We start from the raw sequence: 24,439 nt of genomic DNA, 5'->3' as shown, positions 1-24,439 counted from the left end.
AAATTTAAAAAAATTTACTTGCTAGAAAACTGTGAAAAAGTACTTCGTGCAAATGTAAGTGTCAGCATCCTCATGGCGAATAATCGAGCACTTCCCTATGCGTTAAGAAATTTTGACGAAGTAGCCAACTACTTTTTCCTGAGCAAGGCTGCACTACAAAAAAGAATCCTCCAGTATTTGGGATTTACTGGAGAAATGAACTAGAAATACTTTGTTACTTATCATAGAACTAAGTTTCACATAGAAGGCATAGCACCCATTAGCTTATTTGTCCCATAAAAATAAATTACGTTATTTTAGAAAAGCTATTTTCTCTTTTTTCAACGATCTTCAGCAATTTTTCTTTATCATCAGGTAACTCAAGTTCATGAATTCTAGCATGACAATTGGGGCATAACGCGATACAGTTTTCAATCACATCTTTTCCACCTTGCGACAAATATTCTATGTGGTGACAATGTAAATAAGGTACACCGTCTTTTATAAATGGTCCTTTTTCTTGGCAAAGTTGACAAATACCTTTTGCAAGTCGTTTAACATATTCAGATACGAAGGGATTACGTTTATATACTTTTGTTTTTGAGAAGAAAAACTCCTCTTTGTTAACATATTTTGCAGCCATTTTTTTGTTATAACTACTAATTTTTCTTGCTTCTTCTTCTAATTTAGTATCAGATAAATTATGAACATGCCTAGTTTGACTTTTTTCCTGATTATATATGTCTTTATCTTCAATCAATTGCTCTTGATTTATTAAAGCTAAAGGAAATTTATATACTTTTCTTCTGTTACCCGAACTATCTTTTTCATTATCAGTATATATTTGTCCTGCTAAATATACTTCTCCCAAATACGTGTGTTCTTTTGGTTTAAATGTTTCAAATAAATGAATCTTTACAAAATTACTTTTTGAATTGGCTAAAACTTTATTTTGATTCTTGTCCAATACTTGATCCCCTTTTAGCCCCATACCGGTATATTGTAAAATACCATTTAACCACTTATCTTTATAAACATTACTTCCTGTTTGATCACTAAACAGTACAAGAGTATTAGTTTGATGAGATCTTCTCATTCCACCCTGTTTAGAACATTTAAACTTCTCTGAAATTTCTTTATTAGTATATACTCTACCAACTTCTAACTCACCTAATATGTTTTTAGACCAATTTTCTCGCCATGCGATAATTTTATCAAGATTAAACATTTCTCCCTCTTTTGGCATGCCATTTCTAATTAAATCAGCTAATACACCAGTAGAAATATCTAATTTTTTTAGTAATTCTTTCTTAGTAATCAATGTTGGATTCATAGCAATGCAGCTCCTAATGATATCAATATAATTGGCATTAGATAACTTGAAAATCGAAAAATCTCATTTTATGTTCAAGTTATCTATAATATATAAAAACATCATTATTATACCTCATCTATGTTAATTTTTACTATTCCTATCTTAGCATATTCTTTATAGGGATATCAGAGCCAATCAAACTAAAAAATATCCGAAGGCTTCTTATGTAAAAAACGCCGGTTATTACTTAAATACGACTTATGTAAAACAATGGGTGATCCAATTATAAAATTTTATGGCGAATAACTTGGTAAACGTTACATATGGAAAGGTTTAGAAATTTTGAAAAAGTAGCTAGTTCCTTTTATACCTGAAAAGTAAACCTAATAAAAAAACACAACTAATTTTTAGCTGTGTTTTTAAGTTACAATAATTATCTATTTAATAGTCTTAGTTCATTAAAATAAAAAACTCAACTTTACAAGGATATGGTTTAAAAAATTTACTTATCCAACCCCACTAATTTACGCTGCTTACGATTTGCCTCATCTGCTATATACTTCATCACTGTTTTAAATTCTTTCGCTGAGGCATTTTCTGATAGATCAGCAATACTTTTATTATACTTCTTCACGATTTGTTGTACTTGTTCTTTCTCAGTCATGTAATTCCTCCTCCAACTCTTTTGAAGTATATTGTATTGGTAGTACTAATTGAATATTATCTGCTGCATAGTGTACTTCAGAAATATTATTTTGATAATCTTTAATCATTATGTGAAGGACTACTTCAGGATGTCTATCTTTGACTTTTTCAATATTCTCTCTTGACTTAAAAAACGCATTGATAAACGTTTCTTTTGGCACATGACGTCCCTCAGCTAGTTCACGTTTTCGAGTGAAATCCCAGGCAACTTTGGGATATTGGTAAACATAGAAAATCGTAACGCGAAAGTTATTTTTAAGGGCTCGAATAATGTTTTTCTCTGCACTAAGGATAGCAAAAGTAGCATCTAATATGAAAGAATAGCCATGTTCCAGTACATATTTTAATGATTGTTCAACTAACCAAGAAGAAGCTTTCTGAAAAACACTTGAGTTCTTTCCATTGTATTCTGGAAATTGTGTTCTAAAATAGTCCGCATCAATCACAACATGGTTGTCATAATTTTCAGCTAAACCTAGTGCAACCTCTGTTTTACCTGCTCCTGGGCTTCCGGCCATGAATACCGCGTCTTTTTCATCGTCAGGGATTTTCCCCTTGATAATTGTTTCAATAAATTTATCTTTATTGACCCTAGCGTAATCTAAATACTTGTCTTTAGATTCCAAGATTGCACCTTCTTTCCTTCTTCTATATTTATACTAATTATACGATATTTATATAAAAAATATAACGGTCAATTTAACCATATTAACATTTAAGTCACAGTAATAGCAGATATGCTCGCAAAATGGGATATGAATGTACGCAGAAACCTTGTTTTCTGCGGGATTTATTGTTTCTATCATTGAAATTCTTTCTCCTTACGTCGAAAAGTCGTACCTGTTTTCGACCTTCTTTAAACGGTGTTCAAGCACCAGCTCCTTGAAATAAGCCGCATGTTTATGATCTAAGAAGTCTAGTTCCAAAAATGCTTGCTTATTGTCGTCGGAGCTACATGGGGCTTTCACAACCTCTCGATAAACGGTGTTCACAAAGCTGACCTTCGGCATTAACTCAAAATCTGCAAAAATATGAAAAGCTATTTTCACAGATTCCTCCTTAAGTGCTCAGGTCACAACGCTTTGCTTACAACCTCTCATATACGCATACTAAACGTATTTGACGAACAAATCCACTAAAAAATCCAAGAATCGACTTCTTGGATGATTTTTTTACGTTCATGATTCCCCTAAACAATCTTGTCCTTATTTTATTCATAAAAAAATCTAGTTAAATCTCTCACTTCAAGAGGTTTAACTAGAATCCAATTATTATTTTTTTGTAAAAATAAACAGTATCTTAATCATAGATATTTCTTCGGTGTCCTACTTGAATAGCGATAACAACCAATTGTTTATCTTCTATCTCTACCAACACACGATATTTGCCAATTCGATAACGCCATTGTCCTGAACGATTAGCGGTCAATCCTTTTCCGAATTTTCTCGGATCGTCAATACCATCAATATGTTGATACAGCCATCGAACGATCAGCATCGCTTGATGCTTGTCCATTTTACGAAGTTGTTTCTGAATTTCAGGCGTGAATTCTAAACGGTAGGTCATCCCAGCCCTCCAAATTCATGAAGGATTTCTTCCATAGATACTGTTGTTTTTCCACTTTCTACCCAATGTTTATGGGCAATTTCAGCCGTTTGACGATCGTATTCATCTTCTAGTTGTTCCATCGAATAGGTTTTTAGAAGCTCAGATAAAGTAATCCCATAAAATTCCGCCATATAAGAAAGCCATTCTTTTTCGGCATCACTCACACGAACCGTAATCATAGCCATATTATCGCCTCCCTTTTGTATCACATTGTAATACAAAAGGGACAAGATGTCAATTTTGTATGATTTACTTAGCTTATTTTGAGATTTTTCCATTTTTTTAACCAATAAAAAAAGTCAGGAGAATTATTGGATTGAATGTGATTTCTGAAGAACTTTATTTTGAAGCTGCAGACCTTGCAAATGAACTCTCAGAAGAAGGGTAGTTTTTTTAAACACACCAAAATTAAACTTATCGCAAGAAACACAAAGCCCCAAAAAACAAATAGCTTGTACTTTTTTAAATATGTTTCTACCTTTATATAATCTGTTTTTGACATTTCTTTTCCTAAATTGAAACGAACAATTGTTTTTACTTTCAAGAGAAATCGTGTGCCACTGATAAAGCAGTACACACTCAATACTCCTAGCAGTATTCTACCTAAAAAATTCAAATTTTCTCCTATTGTCACTTATAGCTCCTCATCCATTTGAATTTTAAACTTGTCTAGCGCTATGCCCAAAGATAATTATCATTTCTTCCATCTACTCGATCAAGGCCATCGCTTATAACAACAAATCCTGTTTTTGCTTAACGAAGCATTCAATTATTATCATGAAAACCAGCTTCTTCAATCGACTTCATTTCTTTTTTTAAATTCCAAAAAGAAGCAATACCAACCATCATTCCAATCATACTCAAAAATGCCCAAAAATATCTTTTTTGAAGAAGTAAAATGACCGAGAAAATAGCCATAATAATCGAACAGAATATGCCAATATTGATCAAATGATTGATTTTTTCTTTTGTTTTTCTTCGCATCCAAGTATACTCCTGTTATGCTAAAATATAATTGTCGTTCTTTCCATCAGCACGGTCCAACCCTTCTGCTAAGACTCCCCCGACTGATGTACTTGCAATTGTAAGTGCAATATTGAACATACTATTTAATAGACCACTTACTCCAATACCAATTTTAGCTAAAATTTGTCTTTCAACCATTCTAGTTATATTTGTTCTATTGTTTCTTAATAATGTTCTAACGGCTGAGACACTCCCACCAGTCGTCCATAGTCCAATCGCTATTAACCCTACATCAATGACACCAGCCACAAAACCAGTTGAGTTCCACCAATTTTTCCCTACGCCTCGCATTCTTGGATTGAATCCAATCATTGCTAAATACTGATTGATTGCTTGTTCCATTCTTAATTCATCTTCAGGTGTTAATAATATTTCTCCGTTTTCGTTAAATTTAGGTTGAACATCTCCATATTCTTCCTTGATTTTTTCAAGGGCTAGTTCGGAATTCTTTTTTTCTTCCGAGTAATAAACTGACAAGTCTTCAGAACTAAAATTGCTTTCACTATTCTGAGTTTCATCTAGAATCAACTCATTAGCTGAAATAATCATACTCCCACTTGTTGCTACTACGGACAAAACAAAAGTTACTGCTATTACACTAATCCACATTTTTAAGTCCAAATATTTCTTTTTCATTATGAATCCTCCAAAATTTAAATTTGCCTTATAAAGACAACATAACTATAAATTAATAACAAGTTTAATATTTTATAGCATCTTAAAAAGTTTTTTTAGACTCATAATCGTTACTACTTTTATATTCTATAAAAAAACAGATTAAATTTCAAAAAATCCAAATTTAATTACCTTGTTGTCGAATTATCAGCTAGTCACAGTAATAGCAGATATGCTCGCAAAATGGGATAAGGATGTTCGCAGAAACTTTATTTTCTGCGGCTTTCACTATTTTCTTAATGAACTGGTTACATGGTTATATATATCATGCTGAGTGTTTGACACATTTTATTGTTTCTTTTTTATAAATACTTTTTGCCTTCCAATTTCTTTTTAGATTGTATTCTAATAAATAGAGAAGCTAGTCAGAGCCTCTACTTAGAAGACCAGTTAATTTTTCTCTTTTTGGTACTCAATTTTTCCATCACTCGAAGAAACTTTCCGAGAGTGTCTTTTTAATTCGAATAGATTCGCAGAATAGAATCAATAGTAGACTTTCTGACTCAATCTAAGATTCTTTCATAGACAGTAACGTTAAGGCAGCTGGTTCTTTGTCATCCACGTATGCAAAATGTTATAATGCTAGTAAATAAAGTTGGCTGCCTATGTACTCTGTCTAAAACTTAAGAATTGTTGTTTCCTCTGTCGCTATCCAAATTTAATGAATGTCTATATATTAAGAACTGTTGTCCTTGTCATAGATAATAAAGGAGAGCTTGAAAATGAAAACTGCGATTACGTTTCTATTAGAGGATTATGCCGATTGGGAAGGTGCTTATATTACTAGCACACTAAACCAAAATGAGGGATGGCAAAATAAAACTGCTTCTATCCAATCAGAGGTCACTTCCATTGGAGGGCTAAAAACAAACATCGATTATTTAATCGAACAAATACCTGAAAAAATTGACCTCTTTATTATGATTGGTGGTAATTCATGGGACATAGAAAACCACCATTTACATTTAATAATCGATAAATTTTTAAAAACAGGCGTACCAGTAGCTGCTATTTGTGGGGCAGTTGATTATTTAGCACAGAGCGGATTATTGCAAGGTTACAAACACACCGGAAATGCGCAATTTCCTTGGTTAGAATCGGAAAATTATCAAAATAAAGAAGATTTTATAGACCAACAAGCTGTGAAAGATCATAACTTGATTACCGCGAATGGAACAGCTCCTATAGAATTCACAGATTTGATTCTTCAAGCAGTCCATTTTGAAACAGAAGAAATAAGACAAAAAACGATTCGTCTATACAAACTTGGATACTATGATTACTATGAAAAGTACGGAGACCCTTTCTCCTAATCATTCTCTTCAATTGGATACTCTTATCAATGTTATGACAAGCAATCTAATAATGGTTGCTTGTCACGCTTTTTTATGGTATTTATCAAAGAAGATACACTCTATTTATGTTCACTATAGAAGATTCCATTAATTTACAAATTTATATATCGTGTTAAACTTTTTCTCTTATCTTTCTATTTTAAATTAAAAATGGAGAACCAACTTATTAACTCATTCGTAAAAGCAAAAATATTGCTAGCAGACTAATGGTTCCTATAAAAATTGTGCTAGATAAAACTAGTACTTTGCTGTATATAGTGGACTTCTTCCCACATTTTTTTAAACTTCTTACATAGAGAAAAGCTAAAAGAGCTCCTATTAAATTTCCTGTTATAACTTGTTGGACAACCGTAATTTGTAGGTATATTCTTAACAAGCTGGTTTCAATTGTTCTTTTTTCTAAAAAATAAAGAATACTTGCTTGAAATAACATTAAAAAAGGAAATAAGGACCCAAGAGCGATATATGGATTATGGAAAAAAGCTTCGTGTATCATTCCATTCATTCTGATCGTCATTAATATAGCATAGAAATAAAAAAGGAAAGCTGCGGCTATCCAATAACCAAGTAAAATGTGTTTCCAGAGTCCTTCTATCCTGTCTCTTCTCATCTCATCTAGCTCTCCTCTCTCAGCGTATATACACCATAAGCACGAACTAAATAATCTGCTAAGCAACTCAAGCTGATCAATGATTGAAATGGTTTATTTTCTTTTCCAAGGATAAAGCAATTACAATAATAATTTAAATGATAAGTACTATGGCGTGCGAAATAATTATCTCCAGCTGCAGTAATGGTCAAAACTGGAATTTTCTGTAATTCAAAGGCAGTCAGATTTTCTTTGACCTCATGTGTTTCACCGCTCAAAGAAACAATAATGACCATATCTTCTAATGTTATTAGTGGCATGGCCATATCAAACTCCGTCTTATTTGGCAATACCATTACTCTCTTTCCAATACCTAGCATCATTTTATAAAACTCATCGATTACTTTCTTTTGTGAAAATCCCGTTGCATAGCAATAGATCATCTTACTTAGGTCTAAGCATTGAAGGATTGGCTTTAAGTTGACAGCCTTCATATAATGAAGCGTCTGCTGGATATCTTCCAGTTGTTTTTCAAAAATATCTTCTTGTGTTCTAAGTCCATTTTCTTTATTTTTTACATGTCGTAAAAAATATTTGAACTCAGAATAACCAGAAAACCCCAATTTCTTAGTTGTTCTCATAATGGAAGATTTTGAGACATAAAGTCTCTCCGCTAAGTCAGTTATTTTCAAATTTTGTATCAAGCTAGGATCCGATAAAATAAAGTTCAAGATTCCTCGGTCTAGTTCGCTTAATTTTTCTGCATGTTGATGAATCAATTTTTCTAGTTCCATACTATCCCTCCTCTATTATTAGTATATGCAATAACATGAAACTATTTTTTAATAGAGGAGGACCACGATGTATTTGGGATACTGCTATTTCAACTCAGGCCAGTATTCTTGGTTTACACTCACCAGATCATCCAATAGATCTTTTGCAATTTTTGCGTTTGGAACAATCTTTGATAATGTCAGTGCTTGCCATAATTTCTGATAAGACCTTTCTTCCCAAGCTTCGACTACTAATTTTTCGACAGCTACTTGTTGTTCCATCAATCCCTTTTGGAAGCGTGGAATCTTTCCTTGTATCAATGGTTCTGGTCCATTGCTGCCAACTATACAGGGTATTTCTACCATCGCCGACTCATCAAAATTCTCGATAGCTCCGTTATTAGGTACAATCAGCAACATCCTTTCATGAGTGTTATAGGCGATTGCTCGTGCTAAATCAACGATATAGCTAGCATGTTCATCGATTTCCAGTATTGTATTTTCTGCTGAACCACTATTAGTGATACGATCACATTCATTAAATACTTGTTTTTCGCGTCCAACCATCACTTCATTTGCACGCGTAAACTCTGGGTTGGTATGCGCTACTTCATCTTGCGGATAAAAGTAATATTTCAAATAAGTGTTAGGAAGAGTAGTTGGGTCAATGTCATACACTTCTTTTGCTTTCATAAATGTATGTTTCCAACTTGCATCGGTTTGTTGTGATTCTTGAGATTCCGATGGTAGAGCGTAACCAAACTGACTAACATATTCTTGAATTTTAGGCATCAAATCATTTCCTTCTGTATCTCGGATATCCGTCCACCAACCAAAATGATTCAAGCCATAGTAGCGTACGACCATTTCTTTGCGTGAAGCTAAGCCGATAGCTTGAGCCATACGCTCTTCAATTCCCACCGGCATATCACATATATTGATGATCTTTGCTTTAGGACGCAATTTTCGAGTCGCTTCTGCCACAATCGCCGCTGGATTAGAGTAATTGAGCATCCACGCATTTGGTGAATATTTTTCCATATAATCTATCAACTCTAAAACACCGCCAATTGAACGCATCCCATAAGCAATTCCGCCAGGTCCACAAGTTTCCTGACCAACTACCCCATACTTCAACGGAATTTTTTCATCTTTTTCCCGCATCGCATATAAGCCAACACGAATATGTGCCATAACAAAATCAACATCAGTGAATGCTATTTCTGGATCAGTAGTGGCTGTAAACAAAATATCTGGTGCTCTTTCCTTCAATAAAATCTCACACGCAGAAGCAATACGTGCTTGTCTTTCCTCCAGATTGTCATAAAATTTGATTTGCCGGATAGGAAATTTATCCAGATGTTTCAAAAGCATCAAAACAATTCCAGGAGTAAATGTACTCCCTCCGCCGGCAATCGTGATTGAAAATTTTTTCATATTAACATTCCCCTTTCTATTTGTCTGTTAAGATTTTTGTGAAACTATTGTTCTATTTCTAATAAACGTTCAAATTGTTCACGTACTTGTGGCACGTCCAAACCAACTATTACTTGAAAAGCATTGCCGTTTCTCACTACACCGTGTGCTCCACCTTCTTTAAAAACCGTATCTTCTAAAACCAACGTTTCATTTTTTACAGTTATTCTTAAGCGTGTAGCACAATTTGTGACTTTTTCGATATTGTCAGCCCCTCCAAAACCTTCTAAATAAACAGCAGCCTGAATTGCATATAGATTTTCAATTTCTGTTTTTGAAGTTTTCCCCTGTTTTTCTTTGTAGTCTTTTTTAGTATATAATTTAACAGCGTCGGTATTCTCTTCTCTCCCCGTAGTGGCAATATCGAATTTGAGAATCAGGTATCGGAACACAATAAAATAGATTCCTGTAAAAGCTAGACCAATCACTAGTTGGGTAAAGATCATTCCTTTATGGTTTTGAAATAATGGAATCCAGACTTTCACGAACAAGTCAATAAATCCACCACCAATATCCCCTACCACACCAAAACCATACATCATTGCCGCCATTGTAGCAGCCAAAAGTGAATGAACAGCAAACAAAGGTGGAGATATAAATAGAAACGTAAATTCTAATGGCTCAGTGATACCCGCCAAAACAGCTGTCAAAGTGGCTGGGATCAGGATCGTCAGCACTTTTTTCCTATTCTCAGGTCTTGCAGTGAAGTAAAACGCTGCGGCAATACCTGGAGAAGCGAATATCTTTGAATTCCCGTGCAAAGCAAAACCGCCTTCTGGAAAGAGCTGCTTAAGTGGCTGTTCGCTGCGAGCAAACTCCTGAAGATGTGTCATCCAGTATCTCGCAATCCCTTCTTCTACTACTGCTGGACCAAATGCAAACGGTGCGTAAATAAAATGATGTAAACCGGTTGGAATCAAAATACGTTCTAAAAAAGTGTAAAGCCAGACACCAAAGATACCAGCACCCGCTAAGAAACCTTGCAATGAACTGATTGCCGACTGGATCTTAGGCCAGATAAGGCAGATCAAAAATGCAATAGGTAACATGATGAAAAAACTAATAATCACAACAAATGATGACCCTTGGTAGATTCCTAAAAAATCCGGCAGCTTTTTATCAAAGAATCGATTATGCAGATACACTACAACAGCTGAAATCAAGATTGCCCCTATAATTCCTGTATCCAATGTTTTGATACCCGCAATCATTTTCAGTCCACTCGCACCGCCCGGATCGGCAGAAAAATCAACACCAAAAAATCCGCTATAAAAGCCTAACATAGTAGAAATGAAATAATTACAAGTAATATAGACTACAAATGCTTCCATCACTGCTCTAGCACTTGCTTTTTTAGCCAATCCGATAGGTAATCCAATAACAAACAACAACTCCATTTGATTGAATACGGTCCAAGCACCACTTTCAACCACTGACCAGATCGAATACCATGCTGTTCCTTCTGTAGCAATACTCCCTACTAACATAGGGTTTTTGAAGATAATACATAAAGCTACCATGATCCCCGAAAAAGAAAAGAGCAAAACCGGTGTAAACATAGCTCCGCCAAAGCGTTGAATCTTTTCCATTATCATAATAAGTCAACTCCTTCCATACACATCTTGTGTCGCAGATTTAGTATAAGCACAAAAGAAATCGGTTACAATAGCTATTACATTTTAAGAACCTTGATTTCAATAGTAGTTCTTAGGTTGCAGATAATGGGAAATTTTCCTAAATACATAAATAAAAAACAGACTTAAACAGTGTATATAAATTTTTTCTATGCTTCTCCTTTAACCAGAGAAATTTAGAATTATGCTATACTGGTATTAAATAAAATGACGAGGTGTTTTATATGAAAAAGTTAGGGTTTATTTTAGCGTCGATCTCCTTATTCCTTGTAGGATGTACATCTGCTAGTAAAGAAACCAGTGAGTCATCTGCGACCGCAGTCAAAAGTTCCATCAGACAAACTAGTTCAGCTGAAAAATCAAGTACACAGAAATCAGCTTCTTCTGAATCGAATACATCTTCAACCACCAGCAAACTTTCAGAGTCTAACCCTTCTTCTATATCTAGTGGTACAGTTGACACGAGTCTTTCTTCTTCTACAGCAGACACATCCTTCTCACAGTCTTCTCAGTCAGTAGATCCGTTAGCAGGATATTCTGATCTGCAAATTGAGTACGCACGCGTTTGGCTGGCTGTCAAGGGGAATACTTTTAAAGATGCATCAGGCGATTTTGAACTACATGTTATTCATTATCCGGCAGGAACACCTATCGATCCCTATGATGCAGGGAGCGTAGGTTATCCAAAAGACGTAGTTATGCTTACTGGAAAATACGGCTACCAGGGAATTTTAGTGTATTCTAGTAACCACGACGGGACGATCACTAGTTATCCAGTTCCTTCACATTGGCAAATACCTGCAGATCAAGCCTCTGATCCAGCATTCATTAAAAAAACAACTCAAGAAATCATTGATCATGCATCTGTGGTTGCTATTCCTACAGGCAAACCCAATGACGTGAAACAGTTAATCGATGTGACAGTTATAGATAATTAGACTTTCTAATAGATCATAGGAAAAGAAGCTGACAAAATACTGTCAGCTTCTTTCATTTTCTTTTCTATTTAGATTTATTGGTCTTTGATAGACTCCAAGGCAGGAAAAAATTTTATTAAATAAACGTTTGCAAAATAGTCGCTTTTCCATCTTCTACCGCTACTTCTGCGTAGGCACCGTTGATCAATGTTAGTTGTGGCGGTACATGACCGCAATCAATATCATACAAGATTGGTATGTTCAATTCTTTTGAAAGATCTTCATATACATCCTTCATTCGATAATCTAGCAGATCCTCTGCTGCACTTCTGCCGAACATGATACCAGAGCTGTCCTCGAACCATCCTGCTAGTTTCATCTGAATAAGTGATCTTCGTAAATCAACGGACGATAGCTCACAGTTTTCTAGAAACCACAAGATTGGCTTTCCATCATTATACGTTCTTTTAAACGTTTGGACATCTCCATAAGGTGTACCAATTAAATGTCTGATCGTATCTATACAACCACCTAATAATCGACCTTTTATCCTTACTGCATCTCCGCTGACTGATTGCCAATTTGTTGGTTCAGTAAGATGGAAAACTGAAGGTGACGGTTGCTCATGATGCCATTCTTTTTGATATTTTTCAGAAGAATGCTGTAAGATTGATTCTCCTTTGCCTGTTTCTAGTACACTTTTCCACATCGCTGTCGTTTGATCTGAATAATTTCCTCTTAAATCAATAAGGTTGGTCCCATGTGCAGTGGCTATCCCTGTTTTTAATGTGACGGCGAGTAGCAACGTACTAATATCTGAATAACCTACTATCCATTTTGGCTGTAGCGCATCGAAATCGACAGAATCGAGGATCTCAATCAATAATTCTCCTCCCCAAGGCGGAAGGATCATTTGGATATTCTCATCTTGCATCATTTGATTGAATTCATCTGCTCGTTCTCTTGCTGGAGCTGATTTTTCTTTATCTTGCGTCCACAGCGACTTTCCAGTAACGACATGAAAAGATTTTTCTTCCATACTCTTTAAAGCCATTCCTAGTAACAGGTGGTGTTCTTCTGGTACGCCCGATGATGGTGCAGTAACCCCAATCGTCGTATTTCTACCTAATAACGGATATCTTATCATATTGCTTCAGCTCCTAGTACGCGCTATTTTGTTTGATTAGTTGTTATTTTCATTTGCTGGCATCAAAAATATTGGTATTTCAAGTAGCTGAATGATTTTGTTTAGGTCAACCGTTTTGATGACCATCGTTTGATCTGGCCTCCCTGGTGCAAAAACAAGTTTTTCTTTTGACAATAGTTCTTCGTCAATAATAAGCGGTATCTGTTCTTCGTAACCAAATGGAGAAACAGCACCCTGTTTTTGTCCCGTTTGTTCTTCCATCCGTTCTGATGAAACAATAGAAAGCCTTTTACCGATGATCTTTCCTAATGCTTTGAAATCCGTTTGTTTCGTAGTAAAAGTCAGATATACATAATTATTATCTTTTTTATCTTTTAAGAATAAGCTTTTGGTCTCTGTGCCTGTAAATCCTTGCTCTTTCTTCACCACCAAAGCATCTTCATTTGTATAAATAGTTCGATGATGATACAACTCAAAATAAATATTTGCGTGTGAGAATTTCTTTGCCAAGTCGATCATTTTTATGCCTCTTTTCTATTTTGGTCTTTGAGCCATCTTATCATCAAAATATACCGGATACAATATTGCTTGTTTTCTAATTTATTTTTATACATAACCATTGTTTTTCTGGTAAAATAAATCAAACCACTTAATGGAGGCGTTTTAGAATGGAAAAATTTCGGCTGATTATTGATCAAATAAAAGAAAAAGAAAATCAACAAAAGATCAATGACCTTTTCTCTAAGATAGCGAAGACATATCCCCAGCTAGACACAACTGTAAAATGGAACCAGCCTATCTTTACTGATCATGGTACCTTTATTATTGCATTCAGTTTTGCTAAAAATCATTTTTCCATCGCACCAGAAAAACCAGCGATTCGTGCCCTTGAAAAGACTATCCAAGAAATTGGCTACATATATACGGATAATGTCATCAAAGTTCCTTGGAAAAGTGCAATCAATTGGGAACTGATTGACCAATTGATTGCATTTAATATTGAAGACAAGAAAGATCATGATAAATTTTGGCGATAAAGCTTTATACAAACAAAACCTGTACTGGTGAAGAATCTATCCATTACCTTGTACAGGCTTTGTTCTATCCTTTTTATCCTCACTGGTTAAACACTTAATTGGCAAAGTATCTGCTGTTTTTATAAGGAGTCTTTCTTGTGCTGAAAAAAAACACTGATACGAATGACCTTGAATTTTCAACTTAGTAAAATTATTTTTTCAGCAATTTTCCTGCAAATCTTTTGAATAAGGAAAAAATACGAGAAAATATCAGCAATCTTTCATAATACTATCCATTATTTTCAGGTATATTTAAATATAATATCACTTTAGAAGAGAATGAATTTCTTTAGAGAAAGAAAAGTTAGAATTTTCTGATTCGTTTTTTGCAATGACTTTAAGTGAGATCGTTCTTTCTACATCTCGTGATAAAGCAACTAACAACCAAACCAATAGAACCATTCACATAGGAGGGTGAACATTGAAAGATTTTTACTCAGTAAATGAATTAGCCGAACAATTAGGTGTTACTACACGTTCTATCAGAAATTATCTTCATGAAGGAAAACTAAAAGGAACAAAGGTCGGCGGACAATGGAAATTTTCTGAACGTAATCTTTTTGAATTTCTTTACGGAGATCAAGCAGATGAAGCAGCAAAAGACATGCAACGATTCATGCTAGATGCACCAATCACGATGCGTTTCAACCTTCAGTATCGTGATTTTACAGCGATCAATCAATTCCGAGAACAATTAGTCCAGTACCATAACGATGTTTATGCAAATAAAAAAGACCGTCTTTTACAATACGACCTTTATAAAGATAATCATGCGGAGATACTGATAGGTGGTAATTTTAATTATGTAACGAACTTTAGTCAATGGATCAATGGAAAATTATTGATGCAGACAGATATTTCACTTGTATCTTAAACAATTAAAAAGCGCTAGAAATTCCAGAGATGTTGGAAATTCTAGCGCTATTTTTTCTAATAATTACTTATTGTTTATTTTAAAGGACTCAGTTCTATTATATCCCTTTATCATTCTATTTTTCAAAAATGTATTCTTCAACACATCGATTGTTTGCTTTTCTACATAACGTAATGCAACTTTTTCCGCAGAAGTCCCTGTTTTCAAACAAAACTTTATATGACCAATTCTTTTCTTGAATAGTCGGTGAGTCGTTTTTTCCGTAAAGGATTGGATCTTATCTCTATCAACAATAGTTTGGATTTTTGTCAGAACTGTAAAAGTCTGTATACAAATTCGTGATGTGGTTTGAATAGCGAATCCTTGATAATAAGCATTCAACCAGGTCAATAGGAGAAGAGTCATTAAAAATAGAGAACCTAACAGTCCCAACCAAAGATTGAAATGAAAAGCTCCTACGATCATTGGTAATAATAGAATTAACGGCCAACGCCAAAAATACCATAATTTTTTTCGAGAAATATACTGGATTTCAGGATTTGAAAATGACCACTCTGGTAGTAATCTATGGAGATTCTCATACAACTCGTCATCAGCAATGATCGGTAAAAAATAGATTTTCGCACTCTCTCTTTCTTCTTGCCCACCTGCCAGTAAAAGTTCGACAGACGAAATCCTTAATAACTTTCGAATCAATTGCTGACGAATTTTAATTCCTTGTATTTTCTTTAAAGGAATTTTTTGTATACGTCGTTCTAACAAACCGCTCTCTATTGTTAACGTTGTTTCTTGTCGGCTTACTCTAAAATGATAGTATTTAAAAAAATTCCTGACGATTGATAAAAAAGCGAGTAGTAACAAAATAAGGGCAATAATCCCCACAAACACCAGTAGGCCGAATCTTATCAATTTTTGTGAAGCAGATAAAGCCTGCTCTATCCAATCATCTGGGATAAAATCATCAAGAAAAATGGAAATAGCAGCTGCCACTGTTAGCATATTGAGATCTGTAATACCAAATAACAGTATTTGTCTGTTTGTTACCTGATATGAGTAGAAGGAATCTTCAACTTTATATGTTATCTTTGACTGGGAGCATTCAAATTTTTTACTGATACGATAGTTCTCAATTACTTCTATCAATTCTTCGCTAACTGCTAGCAAAGATGCTTCTGCTTTTTCGGTGGAACCGCCGCTAGCGGTTTCAATCATTAACTCTACCACACGAAATGGTTGCAAGAAAAACCATTGTTTCTGCTTGATTGTTTGAATCCGTTCATAAGGAATATCTGTTTCGTGTTTGCGAAATACCCCATGATAAATAATGATTTTTTCAGGATAAATTTGATATCCTTGTGTAAGATATCTCAACAGTGCTGAGATAGATATGATAACAAAAATCAATAATACAGCGGAGACTGCTAACCAGACGTTACCAGCTAGTCGTTGTATATTGATGAAGATAAAGAAAAAAAGGAAGGACCAGGTTTTTAGTTCTTGAAAAAATAAAAGTATCAAAGCTAAAGGGTGAAATCTCTTTTTTTCAAGCATCCTCTTTTACCACCTTAATCAGTTCAATAATCTGCTGACGTAAATCCATTGCTTCTTGTACATCTAAACCTGCAATATGATGACTAGTAGCAGCGGTATGGATAACGATTTCCATTAAATTCTCTTGTCTTAAGAATGGCCCTTGTTCCGTTTCTACATGCTGAATACGATTCATTGGAACATAAGTAAGGGAGCGGAAAATAAATCCTTTTTGAAACGCAAGATCCTCTGCTGTGATTTCGTATCGATAAAATTTATAGCGATAAGGAATCAATAGCATCGAGAAAACGAAAATTATTAAACCAACTAAGAAATAGCTGCCCAAAAGCCATATCCAAACACCATTCAAATGATTAAACCATGCTAAAGTGCCTACTGCTACGACTCCAATCAGCATAAAAATAGTGCTAGATACATAGGTGCTTTTACGCCAAACAGTTTTAATTTTATACGACATTTTTTTTGATAGTAATGGATAATTCATCATTTCACACTTTCATCTTTACTTCAGCAAACTACTAGCTGTTATTTTTATTACTTCCATGTTACCGCATAATTTTGTATTCCGTCTATCATTATATGAAAAATTTTTTCGGAAATTTTACGCTGAAGCTTAATTGATAATAAAAAATAAGGAACGAAAAAACATTTTTTATGTTTTCTCGTTCCTTAGACATATCTAGGAGTCATCAAATTTTTACCATCTTTATCCTCAAATAAAGACCGTGACCATACTTCCTACTACGATCAGCAACAAGCCGATAATCGTTAATTTTTTTTCTTTTGGTGTCTTATTTTCATGCAGGATGTACATACCGCCTAATGTAGAGATAACTACGTTTAGCTGTGTAATGATATATGCAGTAGCAACCCCATTTTCATTCGCTGAAAAAATATAAGCCAACGCTGACACACTGAAGATGGCTCCAACTATTGTTGCTTTCCAACTCTTGTCTTCAGAAAATGCAGTTGGTTTTCGGAAAATCACATAAATAACTGCCCCTAAAAAGACACCGATCATTTGCGGAAAGAAAATGGAAAGTCCGCTTGCATCAACTAGTTTGGGCAATGCACTGTAAACCCAATAACCAATACTTGTTGATGCTAATAGACTGATTCCTTTTGTGATACCGCCTTTTTTTCCAGGATCATCACTGATTGCCGTTAAAGCAGAACCAAATACAAGAAGAATGATCGCTGCTGCACCAATGATTTTCCCCATACTTCCAGACCATTCTCCAAAAGCGAAGACACCAATCAACGAGGTTCCGACTAACTGTAATGCAGTCGAGATAGGCATCGTTTTAGAAACACCAATCAAGTTGAAAGATGTATACTGTCCTGTTTGTCCAATAACCCAAAATGCACCAGAAAGTAAACTAATCAAAAATGTAGTCACTGAAATACCAGCTGGAGAAGCGAATAATTGAACAAGTAAGCCAACGAGCACGGCTCCAATACCAGTTCCTAATATCTCATTTGTTGGTCTGCCGCCAATCTTTTTCAAAATCAGCGGTTGGATCCCCCACCCAACTGCCGGGATCAATGCAATCAATAAACCCATTTTCATTCACCCTTATCCTTTTCCACCTTGGAAAGAAGGATATAAAGTCATCCCACCATCTGCAAATAGTGTAATACCTGTAACATAACTGGATTCGTCTGAAGCCAACCATGCAGCTGCCGCTGCTATTTCTTTGGGTTCACCTACGCGTCCTAGCGGGATCATACTTTCCAAGAGTTCTTTTTGTTCAGGATCATCAAATTTTGCCGCATTAATAGGTGTACGGATAGCGCCAGGTCCTATACTATTGATTCTGATTCCCTTAGGTGCGTACTCCATTGCTACCGTTTCGGTAAATAATTTTACCCCGCCTTTTGAAGCAGCGTAATGAGCAAATGTTGGCCATGGGATTTGTTCATGAACAGAAGACATATTGATGATATTTCCTTTTTTATCATTCTCTGTAAAATAATTCAAAGCTGCTTTCGTTCCGATAAAAACGCCAGTCAAATTGACTTTTAATACTCTTTCCCAATCTTCAAGGCTAAGTTCATGGGTCGGATGCTGATTTTCCATCCCAGCATTATTAACCCAAATGTCCAGTGTCCCAAAATTTTCTAAAGCCGTATCAAGTAAACGCTGTATTCCTTCTTCAGAACTGACATCTGCTTGTACAGAGACTGCTTTTCCGCCTGCCTCTTCGATTGCTTTGACTGCTTTTTCTGCCCCTTCTTTATCCGAATTATAGTTGACGACTACATTCATTTTTTCTTTCCCGAATCGTTGAGCAATCGCTGTTCCAATCCCTTTTGATCCGCCAGTTACTACTGCGACTTTGTTTTCTAATTCCTTGTACATAGTACCCACTCCTTTTTTATACCTAAACCTGTTATTACGGATAACTTTTATTTCCGCCTTAAAGTGAGTGTACACCAATATATATAGTCTAAAGCAAATGATACGCTCCAGTAATCGTTTTCATCGATTGGTAGCATCCTTCTATTTTTATAAAGAAAGAGGTTGTGACAGAAGTGTTCAGCTTCAAGAAATAAGAAGGAATTGACGAAAATGGATTCTCAAATTTTTGTGAAATTTCGGCTTATTTCCGTAGAAGCTACTTCTGGAACACCGTTTATTCGGAAAAAGGGCTGTGACAAGACTTTTGTCACAGCCCTTTCATGCGCTTATTTATCAACCATTTCGTTGTAATTGCTAGTTATGCATAAAGATTAGCTCTCACGGACATTATTTTATTGCTGAGAAAAATATTCAGCTGTTGCTTGTTCATCCTCTTTGAGTTGTTCAATCAATTCCTCTACACTTGAAAATTTCACTTGATCTCTTAAAAATTGATTCCAACGTACTTTGACATGCTCGCCATAGATATCTTGATTAAAGTCCAAAATATACAACTCTACAGTCAGCTCTCGTCCTTCACCAAATGTATCATTATGTCCAATTGAACCCATGGCTGGATACCAAGTTTCCCCAATTTTTATTTCCGATACATAAACACCTTCTTTAGGTAAATGGACTGTGCTCTTTACTTTGACATTTGCTGTAGGGAATCCTAATAATCTTCCTCGTGCATCGCCATGAACAACTACCCCTTCTACCTCGTATATGCAACCTAATAGTTTTGCCGCTTCTTTTACTTGACCGCTGTCTAGCAATCCTCGAATACGTGTAGAGCTGATTTTTTCGCCTTGTTCTTCTTCTTTAGAGACTGTGACGATTTTGAATCTTCCCTTAGCATATTCAGGAAAATGAGCGACGTCCGCGATGTCTTTTGGTCCATAGGTGTAATCAAAACCGGAAACAGCATATTTCGCATGTAATCCTACGATATATTGATCAACAAACTCTTGTGGCGCTAAATGAGCAAAAGAAGAAGTAAAATCGACTTCATATAAATAATCGATACCCAAAGCTGCCATTTTTTCTTCTTTTTGCTTCAGGCTAGTCAAATACTTCACACTGCTAGGATCGATCTTCTTAAAAACAATCGATGGATGTTGATTGAAAGTCATCAATGCTAGTTTCAATCCTTCTTTTTGTGCAATTTCCATACCTGTCTTTATGACTTTCTGGTGTCCAATATGCACGCCGTCAAAAAATCCCAGTACTAAAACGACATCGTCTTCTGGAATTTGTTCTGGTTGGTAAGGATGTCTGATCTTGATGATATTCATTCGTTATTCCTCATTTCTCAATACTTTACTAGGTTTTAGTTTATTTTTTTCTTTCGGGTTTGGCTGATAGATACTTACGACTTTTTCTTTATAAAATAAGGCAATTTCCTCTGAAGGCATTTCTGGGAGCGCGAATACAGTATAATCAAGTCTCATACCGTTTTTTACTTTCTGCCATACCTCATCAGTGATATCTACTCGTTTGAACCGTTCCACTCCTTTTTCAATTGGCAGCAAATACTCATCGATCGTACCGTTTTCTACAGCTTGAGCTACTTCTTCTAATGTTAACGCTTCTTTTTGGGCCATACCGGCACTTGCTGTTCGAGTGAGATCAGACATGTGTGCAGGGTAACCAAGTTTCTTGCCTGTATCCACAGCTAATGTACGGACATAGGTTCCTTTCCCACATTCTACTTCGAAACGCCAAGAAATGGTTCCTGCCACTTCGTCTCTTGTTAGTTCACTTGTTCGGATAAAACGGTAAATTTGAGCCTTTCTAACAGGCCGCTCCACTGGTTCGTTATTCCGTGCATATTCATATAACCGCTTACCGTTTACTTTTACTGCTGAGTACATGGGCGGTATCTGGGTAATCTCACCAATAAATGAAGCCATCGCTTCATCTATTTTTTCTTCAGATAAAGACATATCCACTGGTTTTGTTTCTACTCGTTCTCCGGATCGATCTTCCGTCGTTGTACTGAAACCTAGAGTCATCTCGCCCACATAGATTTTCCCAGAATCTGTCAAATATTCGATAACTTTTGTGGCTTTCCCGATACAAATAGGCAATACACCGTCTACATCCGGGTCAAGCGTACCCCCATGTCCGATTTTTTTCGTATGTAAGATTTTTCTTAATTTAAATACGCAATCATGACTTGTCATTCCGCGTTCTTTCCATAAAGGTAATAACCCGTCCATGTCTTTTCTCCATTTCATTTTTGATTTAACTAAATTATTATAACACATTGCATCTATTACTGACGAATTTGACATCATAATGAACGGTTTTTATTTTTCGGCAATAAAAACGTAACAAAATTCATGCTCACGTAAATAGAAATCGTGTTATGCTTTTTTTAAAGGAGGGAATAGAATGGAAGATTTTTTCTTTGCACCATTTGATTGGATTTATGGGTGGCTTACAGGTAAATAGATTGGTTTTCACTTCCCAAAAACGAAAAAAAAGACTGGTCATTCTTCCAGTCTTTTTTCCGTTTTTTTTATTTATTTTTTCAGTTTCTTGATCAATGTAAAAAAATCTGTTTTTCAGGGTCGATTTTATCACTTTATTGGCCAAGATTTTTCCATTTCCAATCCAATACTTCTGGCAGATCAATACCATTTTCACGAATATAGTTTTGATGTTCTTGTAATTTCTGATCCATTTTTTTTGCAAAATCTTCTGCTTGACTTCCTTTGATTTTTAAAGCTGCATCTTTTGCCAAATGATAACGGTCAAGTTCATTTACCACACGCATGTCAAATGGTGTCGTGATATCTCCGTTTTCTTTGTAGCCATGAATCATTAAATGATGGTTATGACGATCAAAGAAAATCGTGCGGACCAATGTTTCATAACCGTGGAAAGCAAATAAGATCGGTTTGTCTTTTGTAAAATATTGGTCAAATTCTTCATCGCTCAACCCACGCGGATCTTGACTTGGATGACGTAATTTCAATAAATCTACGACATTGATGAACCGGATTTTTAGTTTTGGGAATTCTTCCAGCAGCAAAGTCACAGCTGCTAATGCTTCTAAGTTAGATTCCGTTCCTGCAGCAGCAATGACCAATTCAGGTTCCTCCTCTTTTGCTGTCGAAGCCCAATCAATGATTTTCAAGCCTTCATTCACTAAGACGGCTGCTTCTTCTGCTGAGTAAAATTGAGCACGCGGATGTTTGGAAGAGATGATCAAATTGATTTTTTCTGACGAGCGGAATACTTTATCCATGACTGCGAGCAATGTATTTGCATCTGCAGGCAGATATTCACGGATGAACTCCGCCTTCTTTTCTGCCAAATGTGTCAATATTCCTGGATCTTGGTGGCTATATCCATTGTGATCTTGCTGGAAGACTGTTGAACTTGCAATGAGATTCAGCGAAGGATAATCATTTCGCCAAGAAAGGTCATGTGATTTCCGCATCCATTTGAAGTGCTGAGTCAGCATAGAGTCAACCACTCGCAAGAATGATTCGTAACTTGCAAAAAAACCATGCCGTCCAGTCAGAACGTACCCTTCTAAGAACCCTTCATCTTGGTGTTCCGATAATTGGCTGTCAATGACGCGACCAGATGGCGAAAGCCATTCATCGTTTTCTAGTTCTATTTTTTCCATCCATTGGCGATTTGTCGTTTTGAAAACTTGATTCAATCGGTTTGATTTTGTTTCATCTGGACCAAATATACGGAAATTTTCTGGATTTTTCTCAATGATCTCGCGAACGAATTTACCAAGTTCGGTCATATCTTCTGCTTTAACGGAGCCCGGTTGTTCAAATTGCAAAGTATATTTTTTCCAATCTGGCATAACAAGCGGTTTCGGATCGATTCCGCCATTGGTGATAGGATTTTTTGCCATTCTTTGGTCACCAGTGGGCGCGATTTCTCTGATTTCTTCTAAAATACGTCCTTGTGCATCAAATAATTTTTCTGGTTCATAGGATTTCAACCAACGGAGTAAAGCATCTGCATGATCCATATGTTCTTGATCTACAGGAATCGGTACTTGGTGTGCACGGAAGGTTCCTTCAATTGGCTCCCCGTCCCATTCTTCTGGACCGGTCCATCCTTTTGGTGTGCGTACGATCAATACTGGCCATTTTGGCATCGCGACATCTGTTGCTGTCTTCAGGCGAGCTTCTTTTTGGATGGATTTGATTTTCTCGATTGCTTGATCCATTTTTTCAGCCATAACAGGATTTAATTTTTCTGGATCATTTCCTTCAATAAAGAAAGGTTCCCAGCCAAGTCCGTTAAAGTAATTTGCTAATTCTCCATCTGATTTACGTGCCAAGATCGTTGGGTTGGCTATTTTAGCACCATTTAAATGAAGGATTGGTAAAACAGCTCCATCTTTCACCGGATTGATAAAGACATTTGAGAACCAGCTTCCAGCTAAAGGACCGGTTTCTGCTTCACCATCACCAATCACGACAGCAGAGATTACTTCAGGATTGTCTAATACAGCTCCGACTCCATGTGAAAGAGAGTATCCAAGCTCTCCCCCTTCATGGATAGAACCTGGTGTTTCTGGTGCTGCATGAGAAGCAATGCCTCCAGGAAATGAAAATCGCTTGAATAATTTTTGCATTCCTGTCTCATCTTCCGTTACTTCTGGATAGATTTCTGTGTAACTTCCATCTAAATAAGCATTCGATACCATGACTTGTCCGCCGTGTCCTGGTCCTTCGATATAAAACATGTTCAAATCATATTTATTGATGACTCGGTTCAAATGGACATAAATAAAATTTTGACCAGGAATCGTTCCCCAATGACCGATTGGATGTTTTTTGACATCTTCTGGTTTCAATGTATGTCTCAGTAAGGGGTTATCTTTAAGATAAATTTGCCCGACAGAAAGATAATTGGCAGCACGCCACCAAGCCGTCATTTTATCAAAGTATTCTTTACTAGAATAATCCATACGTAACACTCCTTTTCATTATTACTCTTATTCTAGCGCAGATACTCCTAATTGAAACCTAATAAGCACTTCTGTTCATTTGCTTAGATTTTATATCTAGTCAAAAACTTCAACGTGATTTTTCTTTTAATTAGTGGCGGACCGACAAATTCAAACTTTTATAGTGTAGGTTCCACTGATCTTCTAGTTACTTGGCTATATAACCTGACTGTCACTACAATGGATTACAATCTAGCTTCCGTCATCGGTATCTTGATCTTTATCTATATGCAAAAATTTATATACTATAGAAAAAAGAAAGTCGAATTTTTTTCTTTTCTTTTTCTCTTTTTTGGTTAGCTGACACGCCGCAAGACTAAAGTCATGGAACTCTTAGGTAATACG

26 protein-coding genes are annotated in these 24,439 nt (G+C 35.8%); 5 read left to right on the top strand and 21 right to left on the bottom strand.

The features are described 5' to 3' along the window. Positions 1 to 286: 286 nt before the first annotated feature. The 8 genes from A5816_RS03805 to A5816_RS03770 all read right to left on the bottom strand — a co-directional run bounded on the left by A5816_RS03805 (position 287) and on the right by A5816_RS03770 (position 5,269). A complete protein-coding gene (locus tag A5816_RS03805; RefSeq protein WP_086310758.1) occupies positions 287 to 1,312 on the bottom strand; it encodes an HNH endonuclease in 1,026 nt (341 codons plus the stop codon). Positions 1,313 to 1,796: 484 nt separating this feature from the next. Then, the gene (locus A5816_RS16030; RefSeq protein ID WP_143351658.1) at positions 1,797 to 1,958 is read right to left on the bottom strand and encodes a hypothetical protein; all 162 of its coding nucleotides are present in this window, start codon (positions 1,956 to 1,958) and stop codon (positions 1,797 to 1,799) included. After that, a complete protein-coding gene (locus tag A5816_RS03800; protein WP_086310757.1) occupies positions 1,951 to 2,625 on the bottom strand; it encodes a zeta toxin family protein in 675 nt (224 codons plus the stop codon). Before A5816_RS03800 ends, A5816_RS16030 begins: the two co-directional genes overlap by 8 nt. Positions 2,626 to 2,820: 195 nt before the next feature. Beyond that, positions 2,821 to 3,048: a hypothetical protein gene (locus A5816_RS03795; RefSeq protein ID WP_086310756.1), complete on the bottom strand. Its 228-nt coding sequence runs from the start codon at positions 3,046 to 3,048 to the stop codon at positions 2,821 to 2,823. Between the two features lie 250 nt (positions 3,049 to 3,298). Next, positions 3,299 to 3,565, bottom strand: a complete 267-nt coding sequence (locus tag A5816_RS03790; RefSeq protein ID WP_002400299.1) for a type II toxin-antitoxin system RelE/ParE family toxin — start codon at positions 3,563 to 3,565, stop codon at positions 3,299 to 3,301. Continuing rightward, entirely contained in the window at positions 3,562 to 3,792 is a 231-nt protein-coding gene (gene relB, locus A5816_RS03785) for a type II toxin-antitoxin system RelB family antitoxin (protein ID WP_086310755.1), read from the bottom strand. The genes A5816_RS03790 and relB overlap by 4 nt, the downstream gene beginning before the upstream one ends. Before the next feature lie 580 nt (positions 3,793 to 4,372). Next, complete coding sequence (locus A5816_RS03775) at positions 4,373 to 4,591, bottom strand: hypothetical protein (protein ID WP_010732437.1); 219 nt, start codon at positions 4,589 to 4,591, stop codon at positions 4,373 to 4,375. A 15-nt stretch (positions 4,592 to 4,606) separates the two neighbouring features. Next, a complete protein-coding gene (locus A5816_RS03770) occupies positions 4,607 to 5,269 on the bottom strand; it encodes a hypothetical protein (protein ID WP_010732436.1) in 663 nt (220 codons plus the stop codon). A 761-nt stretch (positions 5,270 to 6,030) separates the two neighbouring features. On the opposite strand from A5816_RS03770, the gene A5816_RS03765 reads away from it, so the two are divergent. After that, positions 6,031 to 6,621, top strand: a complete 591-nt coding sequence (locus tag A5816_RS03765) for a type 1 glutamine amidotransferase family protein (protein WP_086310754.1) — start codon at positions 6,031 to 6,033, stop codon at positions 6,619 to 6,621. Between the two features lie 208 nt (positions 6,622 to 6,829). Here the strand turns inward: A5816_RS03765 and A5816_RS03760 are convergent, their stop codons facing one another. From A5816_RS03760 to A5816_RS03745, 4 genes are all read right to left on the bottom strand, one after another. Continuing rightward, complete coding sequence (locus tag A5816_RS03760) at positions 6,830 to 7,273, bottom strand: hypothetical protein (protein ID WP_086310753.1); 444 nt, start codon at positions 7,271 to 7,273, stop codon at positions 6,830 to 6,832. Between the two features lie 5 nt (positions 7,274 to 7,278). Next, positions 7,279 to 8,046 carry a MurR/RpiR family transcriptional regulator gene (locus A5816_RS03755; protein WP_086310752.1) on the bottom strand — a complete coding sequence of 256 codons (768 nt, stop codon included), beginning with the start codon at positions 8,044 to 8,046 and terminating at the stop codon, positions 7,279 to 7,281. Positions 8,047 to 8,130: 84 nt separating this feature from the next. Then, positions 8,131 to 9,462, bottom strand: coding sequence for a 6-phospho-alpha-glucosidase (locus A5816_RS03750; RefSeq protein ID WP_086310751.1), 1,332 nt, complete (start codon positions 9,460 to 9,462; stop codon positions 8,131 to 8,133). Between the two features lie 44 nt (positions 9,463 to 9,506). Then, positions 9,507 to 11,096, bottom strand: coding sequence for an alpha-glucoside-specific PTS transporter subunit IIBC (locus A5816_RS03745; RefSeq protein WP_086310750.1), 1,590 nt, complete (start codon positions 11,094 to 11,096; stop codon positions 9,507 to 9,509). Positions 11,097 to 11,359: 263 nt separating this feature from the next. Here A5816_RS03745 and A5816_RS03740 point away from each other — a divergent pair, with 263 nt between their 5' ends. Then, the gene (locus A5816_RS03740) at positions 11,360 to 12,073 is read left to right on the top strand and encodes a hypothetical protein (protein WP_086310749.1); all 714 of its coding nucleotides are present in this window, start codon (positions 11,360 to 11,362) and stop codon (positions 12,071 to 12,073) included. 115 nt (positions 12,074 to 12,188) lie between these two features. Here A5816_RS03740 and A5816_RS03735 read toward each other — a convergent pair whose 3' ends face one another. Together A5816_RS03735 and A5816_RS03730 are read right to left on the bottom strand one after the other, a co-directional pair. Then, positions 12,189 to 13,199: a S66 peptidase family protein gene (locus tag A5816_RS03735; protein ID WP_086310748.1), complete on the bottom strand. Its 1,011-nt coding sequence runs from the start codon at positions 13,197 to 13,199 to the stop codon at positions 12,189 to 12,191. 36 nt (positions 13,200 to 13,235) lie between these two features. Then, positions 13,236 to 13,718 carry a YbaK/EbsC family protein gene (locus A5816_RS03730; protein WP_086310747.1) on the bottom strand — a complete coding sequence of 161 codons (483 nt, stop codon included), beginning with the start codon at positions 13,716 to 13,718 and terminating at the stop codon, positions 13,236 to 13,238. Between the two features lie 149 nt (positions 13,719 to 13,867). Between A5816_RS03730 and A5816_RS03720 the strand changes: the two genes are divergently transcribed. Together A5816_RS03720 and A5816_RS03715 are read left to right on the top strand one after the other, a co-directional pair. Then, a complete protein-coding gene (locus A5816_RS03720) occupies positions 13,868 to 14,236 on the top strand; it encodes an iron chaperone (RefSeq protein ID WP_086310745.1) in 369 nt (122 codons plus the stop codon). 460 nt (positions 14,237 to 14,696) lie between these two features. Then, positions 14,697 to 15,149, top strand: coding sequence for a helix-turn-helix domain-containing protein (locus A5816_RS03715; protein ID WP_002329339.1), 453 nt, complete (start codon positions 14,697 to 14,699; stop codon positions 15,147 to 15,149). A gap of 63 nt (positions 15,150 to 15,212) precedes the next feature. Here the strand turns inward: A5816_RS03715 and A5816_RS03710 are convergent, their stop codons facing one another. The 7 genes from A5816_RS03710 to A5816_RS03680 form a co-directional block, all read right to left on the bottom strand. Further along, positions 15,213 to 16,700 carry a PH domain-containing protein gene (locus tag A5816_RS03710; protein WP_086310744.1) on the bottom strand — a complete coding sequence of 496 codons (1,488 nt, stop codon included), beginning with the start codon at positions 16,698 to 16,700 and terminating at the stop codon, positions 15,213 to 15,215. Further along, complete coding sequence (locus tag A5816_RS03705; RefSeq protein WP_086310743.1) at positions 16,693 to 17,184, bottom strand: PH domain-containing protein; 492 nt, start codon at positions 17,182 to 17,184, stop codon at positions 16,693 to 16,695. The genes A5816_RS03710 and A5816_RS03705 overlap by 8 nt, the downstream gene beginning before the upstream one ends. 228 nt (positions 17,185 to 17,412) lie before the next feature. Then, on the bottom strand, positions 17,413 to 18,264 hold the full coding sequence (locus tag A5816_RS03700) for a GRP family sugar transporter (RefSeq protein ID WP_002288523.1): 852 nt from the start codon (positions 18,262 to 18,264) through the stop codon (positions 17,413 to 17,415). Positions 18,265 to 18,276: 12 nt separating this feature from the next. Beyond that, positions 18,277 to 19,062 carry a glucose-1-dehydrogenase gene (locus tag A5816_RS03695; protein WP_002308914.1) on the bottom strand — a complete coding sequence of 262 codons (786 nt, stop codon included), beginning with the start codon at positions 19,060 to 19,062 and terminating at the stop codon, positions 18,277 to 18,279. A 392-nt stretch (positions 19,063 to 19,454) separates the two neighbouring features. Continuing rightward, positions 19,455 to 20,396: a riboflavin biosynthesis protein RibF gene (gene ribF / locus A5816_RS03690; RefSeq protein ID WP_002400329.1), complete on the bottom strand. Its 942-nt coding sequence runs from the start codon at positions 20,394 to 20,396 to the stop codon at positions 19,455 to 19,457. Positions 20,397 to 20,399: 3 nt separating this feature from the next. Further along, positions 20,400 to 21,323: a tRNA pseudouridine(55) synthase TruB gene (truB, locus tag A5816_RS03685; RefSeq protein WP_086310742.1), complete on the bottom strand. Its 924-nt coding sequence runs from the start codon at positions 21,321 to 21,323 to the stop codon at positions 20,400 to 20,402. A gap of 368 nt (positions 21,324 to 21,691) precedes the next feature. Then, entirely contained in the window at positions 21,692 to 24,055 is a 2,364-nt protein-coding gene (locus tag A5816_RS03680; protein ID WP_086310741.1) for a phosphoketolase, read from the bottom strand. 114 nt (positions 24,056 to 24,169) lie between these two features. Between A5816_RS03680 and A5816_RS16630 the strand changes: the two genes are divergently transcribed. Beyond that, the gene (locus A5816_RS16630; protein WP_086310740.1) at positions 24,170 to 24,394 is read left to right on the top strand and encodes a sugar ABC transporter permease; all 225 of its coding nucleotides are present in this window, start codon (positions 24,170 to 24,172) and stop codon (positions 24,392 to 24,394) included. Positions 24,395 to 24,439: the final 45 nt, after the last annotated feature.

It is taken from the genome of Enterococcus sp. 3G1_DIV0629, assembly GCF_002141285.1.
Taxonomy (GTDB): domain Bacteria; phylum Bacillota; class Bacilli; order Lactobacillales; family Enterococcaceae; genus Enterococcus_B; species Enterococcus_B lactis.
The sequence above is the reverse complement of the archived record's forward strand: the minus strand, read 5'-3'. Positions and strand labels throughout refer to the sequence as shown.

Bases quoted from the DNA above. Each gene is read 5' to 3' on its own strand.
- A5816_RS03805 (WP_086310758.1), bottom strand. From the start codon at position 1,312: ATGAATCCAACATTGATTACTAAGAAAGAATTACTAAAAAAATTAGAT.
- A5816_RS16030 (WP_143351658.1), bottom strand. From the start codon at position 1,958: ATGACTGAGAAAGAACAAGTACAACAAATCGTGAAGAAGTATAATAAA.
- A5816_RS03790 (WP_002400299.1), bottom strand. From the start codon at position 3,565: ATGACCTACCGTTTAGAATTCACGCCTGAAATTCAGAAACAACTTCGT.
- relB (WP_086310755.1), bottom strand. From the start codon at position 3,792: ATGGCTATGATTACGGTTCGTGTGAGTGATGCCGAAAAAGAATGGCTT.
- A5816_RS03775 (WP_010732437.1), bottom strand. From the start codon at position 4,591: ATGCGAAGAAAAACAAAAGAAAAAATCAATCATTTGATCAATATTGGC.
- A5816_RS03770 (WP_010732436.1), bottom strand. From the start codon at position 5,269: ATGAAAAAGAAATATTTGGACTTAAAAATGTGGATTAGTGTAATAGCA.
- A5816_RS03765 (WP_086310754.1), top strand. From the start codon at position 6,031: ATGAAAACTGCGATTACGTTTCTATTAGAGGATTATGCCGATTGGGAA.
- A5816_RS03760 (WP_086310753.1), bottom strand. From the start codon at position 7,273: ATGAGAAGAGACAGGATAGAAGGACTCTGGAAACACATTTTACTTGGT.
- A5816_RS03755 (WP_086310752.1), bottom strand. From the start codon at position 8,046: ATGGAACTAGAAAAATTGATTCATCAACATGCAGAAAAATTAAGCGAA.
- A5816_RS03750 (WP_086310751.1), bottom strand. From the start codon at position 9,462: ATGAAAAAATTTTCAATCACGATTGCCGGCGGAGGGAGTACATTTACT.
- A5816_RS03745 (WP_086310750.1), bottom strand. From the start codon at position 11,096: ATGATAATGGAAAAGATTCAACGCTTTGGCGGAGCTATGTTTACACCG.
- A5816_RS03740 (WP_086310749.1), top strand. From the start codon at position 11,360: ATGAAAAAGTTAGGGTTTATTTTAGCGTCGATCTCCTTATTCCTTGTA.
- A5816_RS03735 (WP_086310748.1), bottom strand. From the start codon at position 13,199: ATGATAAGATATCCGTTATTAGGTAGAAATACGACGATTGGGGTTACT.
- A5816_RS03730 (WP_086310747.1), bottom strand. From the start codon at position 13,718: ATGATCGACTTGGCAAAGAAATTCTCACACGCAAATATTTATTTTGAG.
- A5816_RS03720 (WP_086310745.1), top strand. From the start codon at position 13,868: ATGGAAAAATTTCGGCTGATTATTGATCAAATAAAAGAAAAAGAAAAT.
- A5816_RS03710 (WP_086310744.1), bottom strand. From the start codon at position 16,700: ATGCTTGAAAAAAAGAGATTTCACCCTTTAGCTTTGATACTTTTATTT.
- A5816_RS03705 (WP_086310743.1), bottom strand. From the start codon at position 17,184: ATGAATTATCCATTACTATCAAAAAAAATGTCGTATAAAATTAAAACT.
- A5816_RS03700 (WP_002288523.1), bottom strand. From the start codon at position 18,264: ATGGGTTTATTGATTGCATTGATCCCGGCAGTTGGGTGGGGGATCCAA.
- A5816_RS03695 (WP_002308914.1), bottom strand. From the start codon at position 19,062: ATGTACAAGGAATTAGAAAACAAAGTCGCAGTAGTAACTGGCGGATCA.
- ribF (WP_002400329.1), bottom strand. From the start codon at position 20,396: ATGAATATCATCAAGATCAGACATCCTTACCAACCAGAACAAATTCCA.
- truB (WP_086310742.1), bottom strand. From the start codon at position 21,323: ATGGACGGGTTATTACCTTTATGGAAAGAACGCGGAATGACAAGTCAT.
- A5816_RS03680 (WP_086310741.1), bottom strand. From the start codon at position 24,055: ATGGATTATTCTAGTAAAGAATACTTTGATAAAATGACGGCTTGGTGG.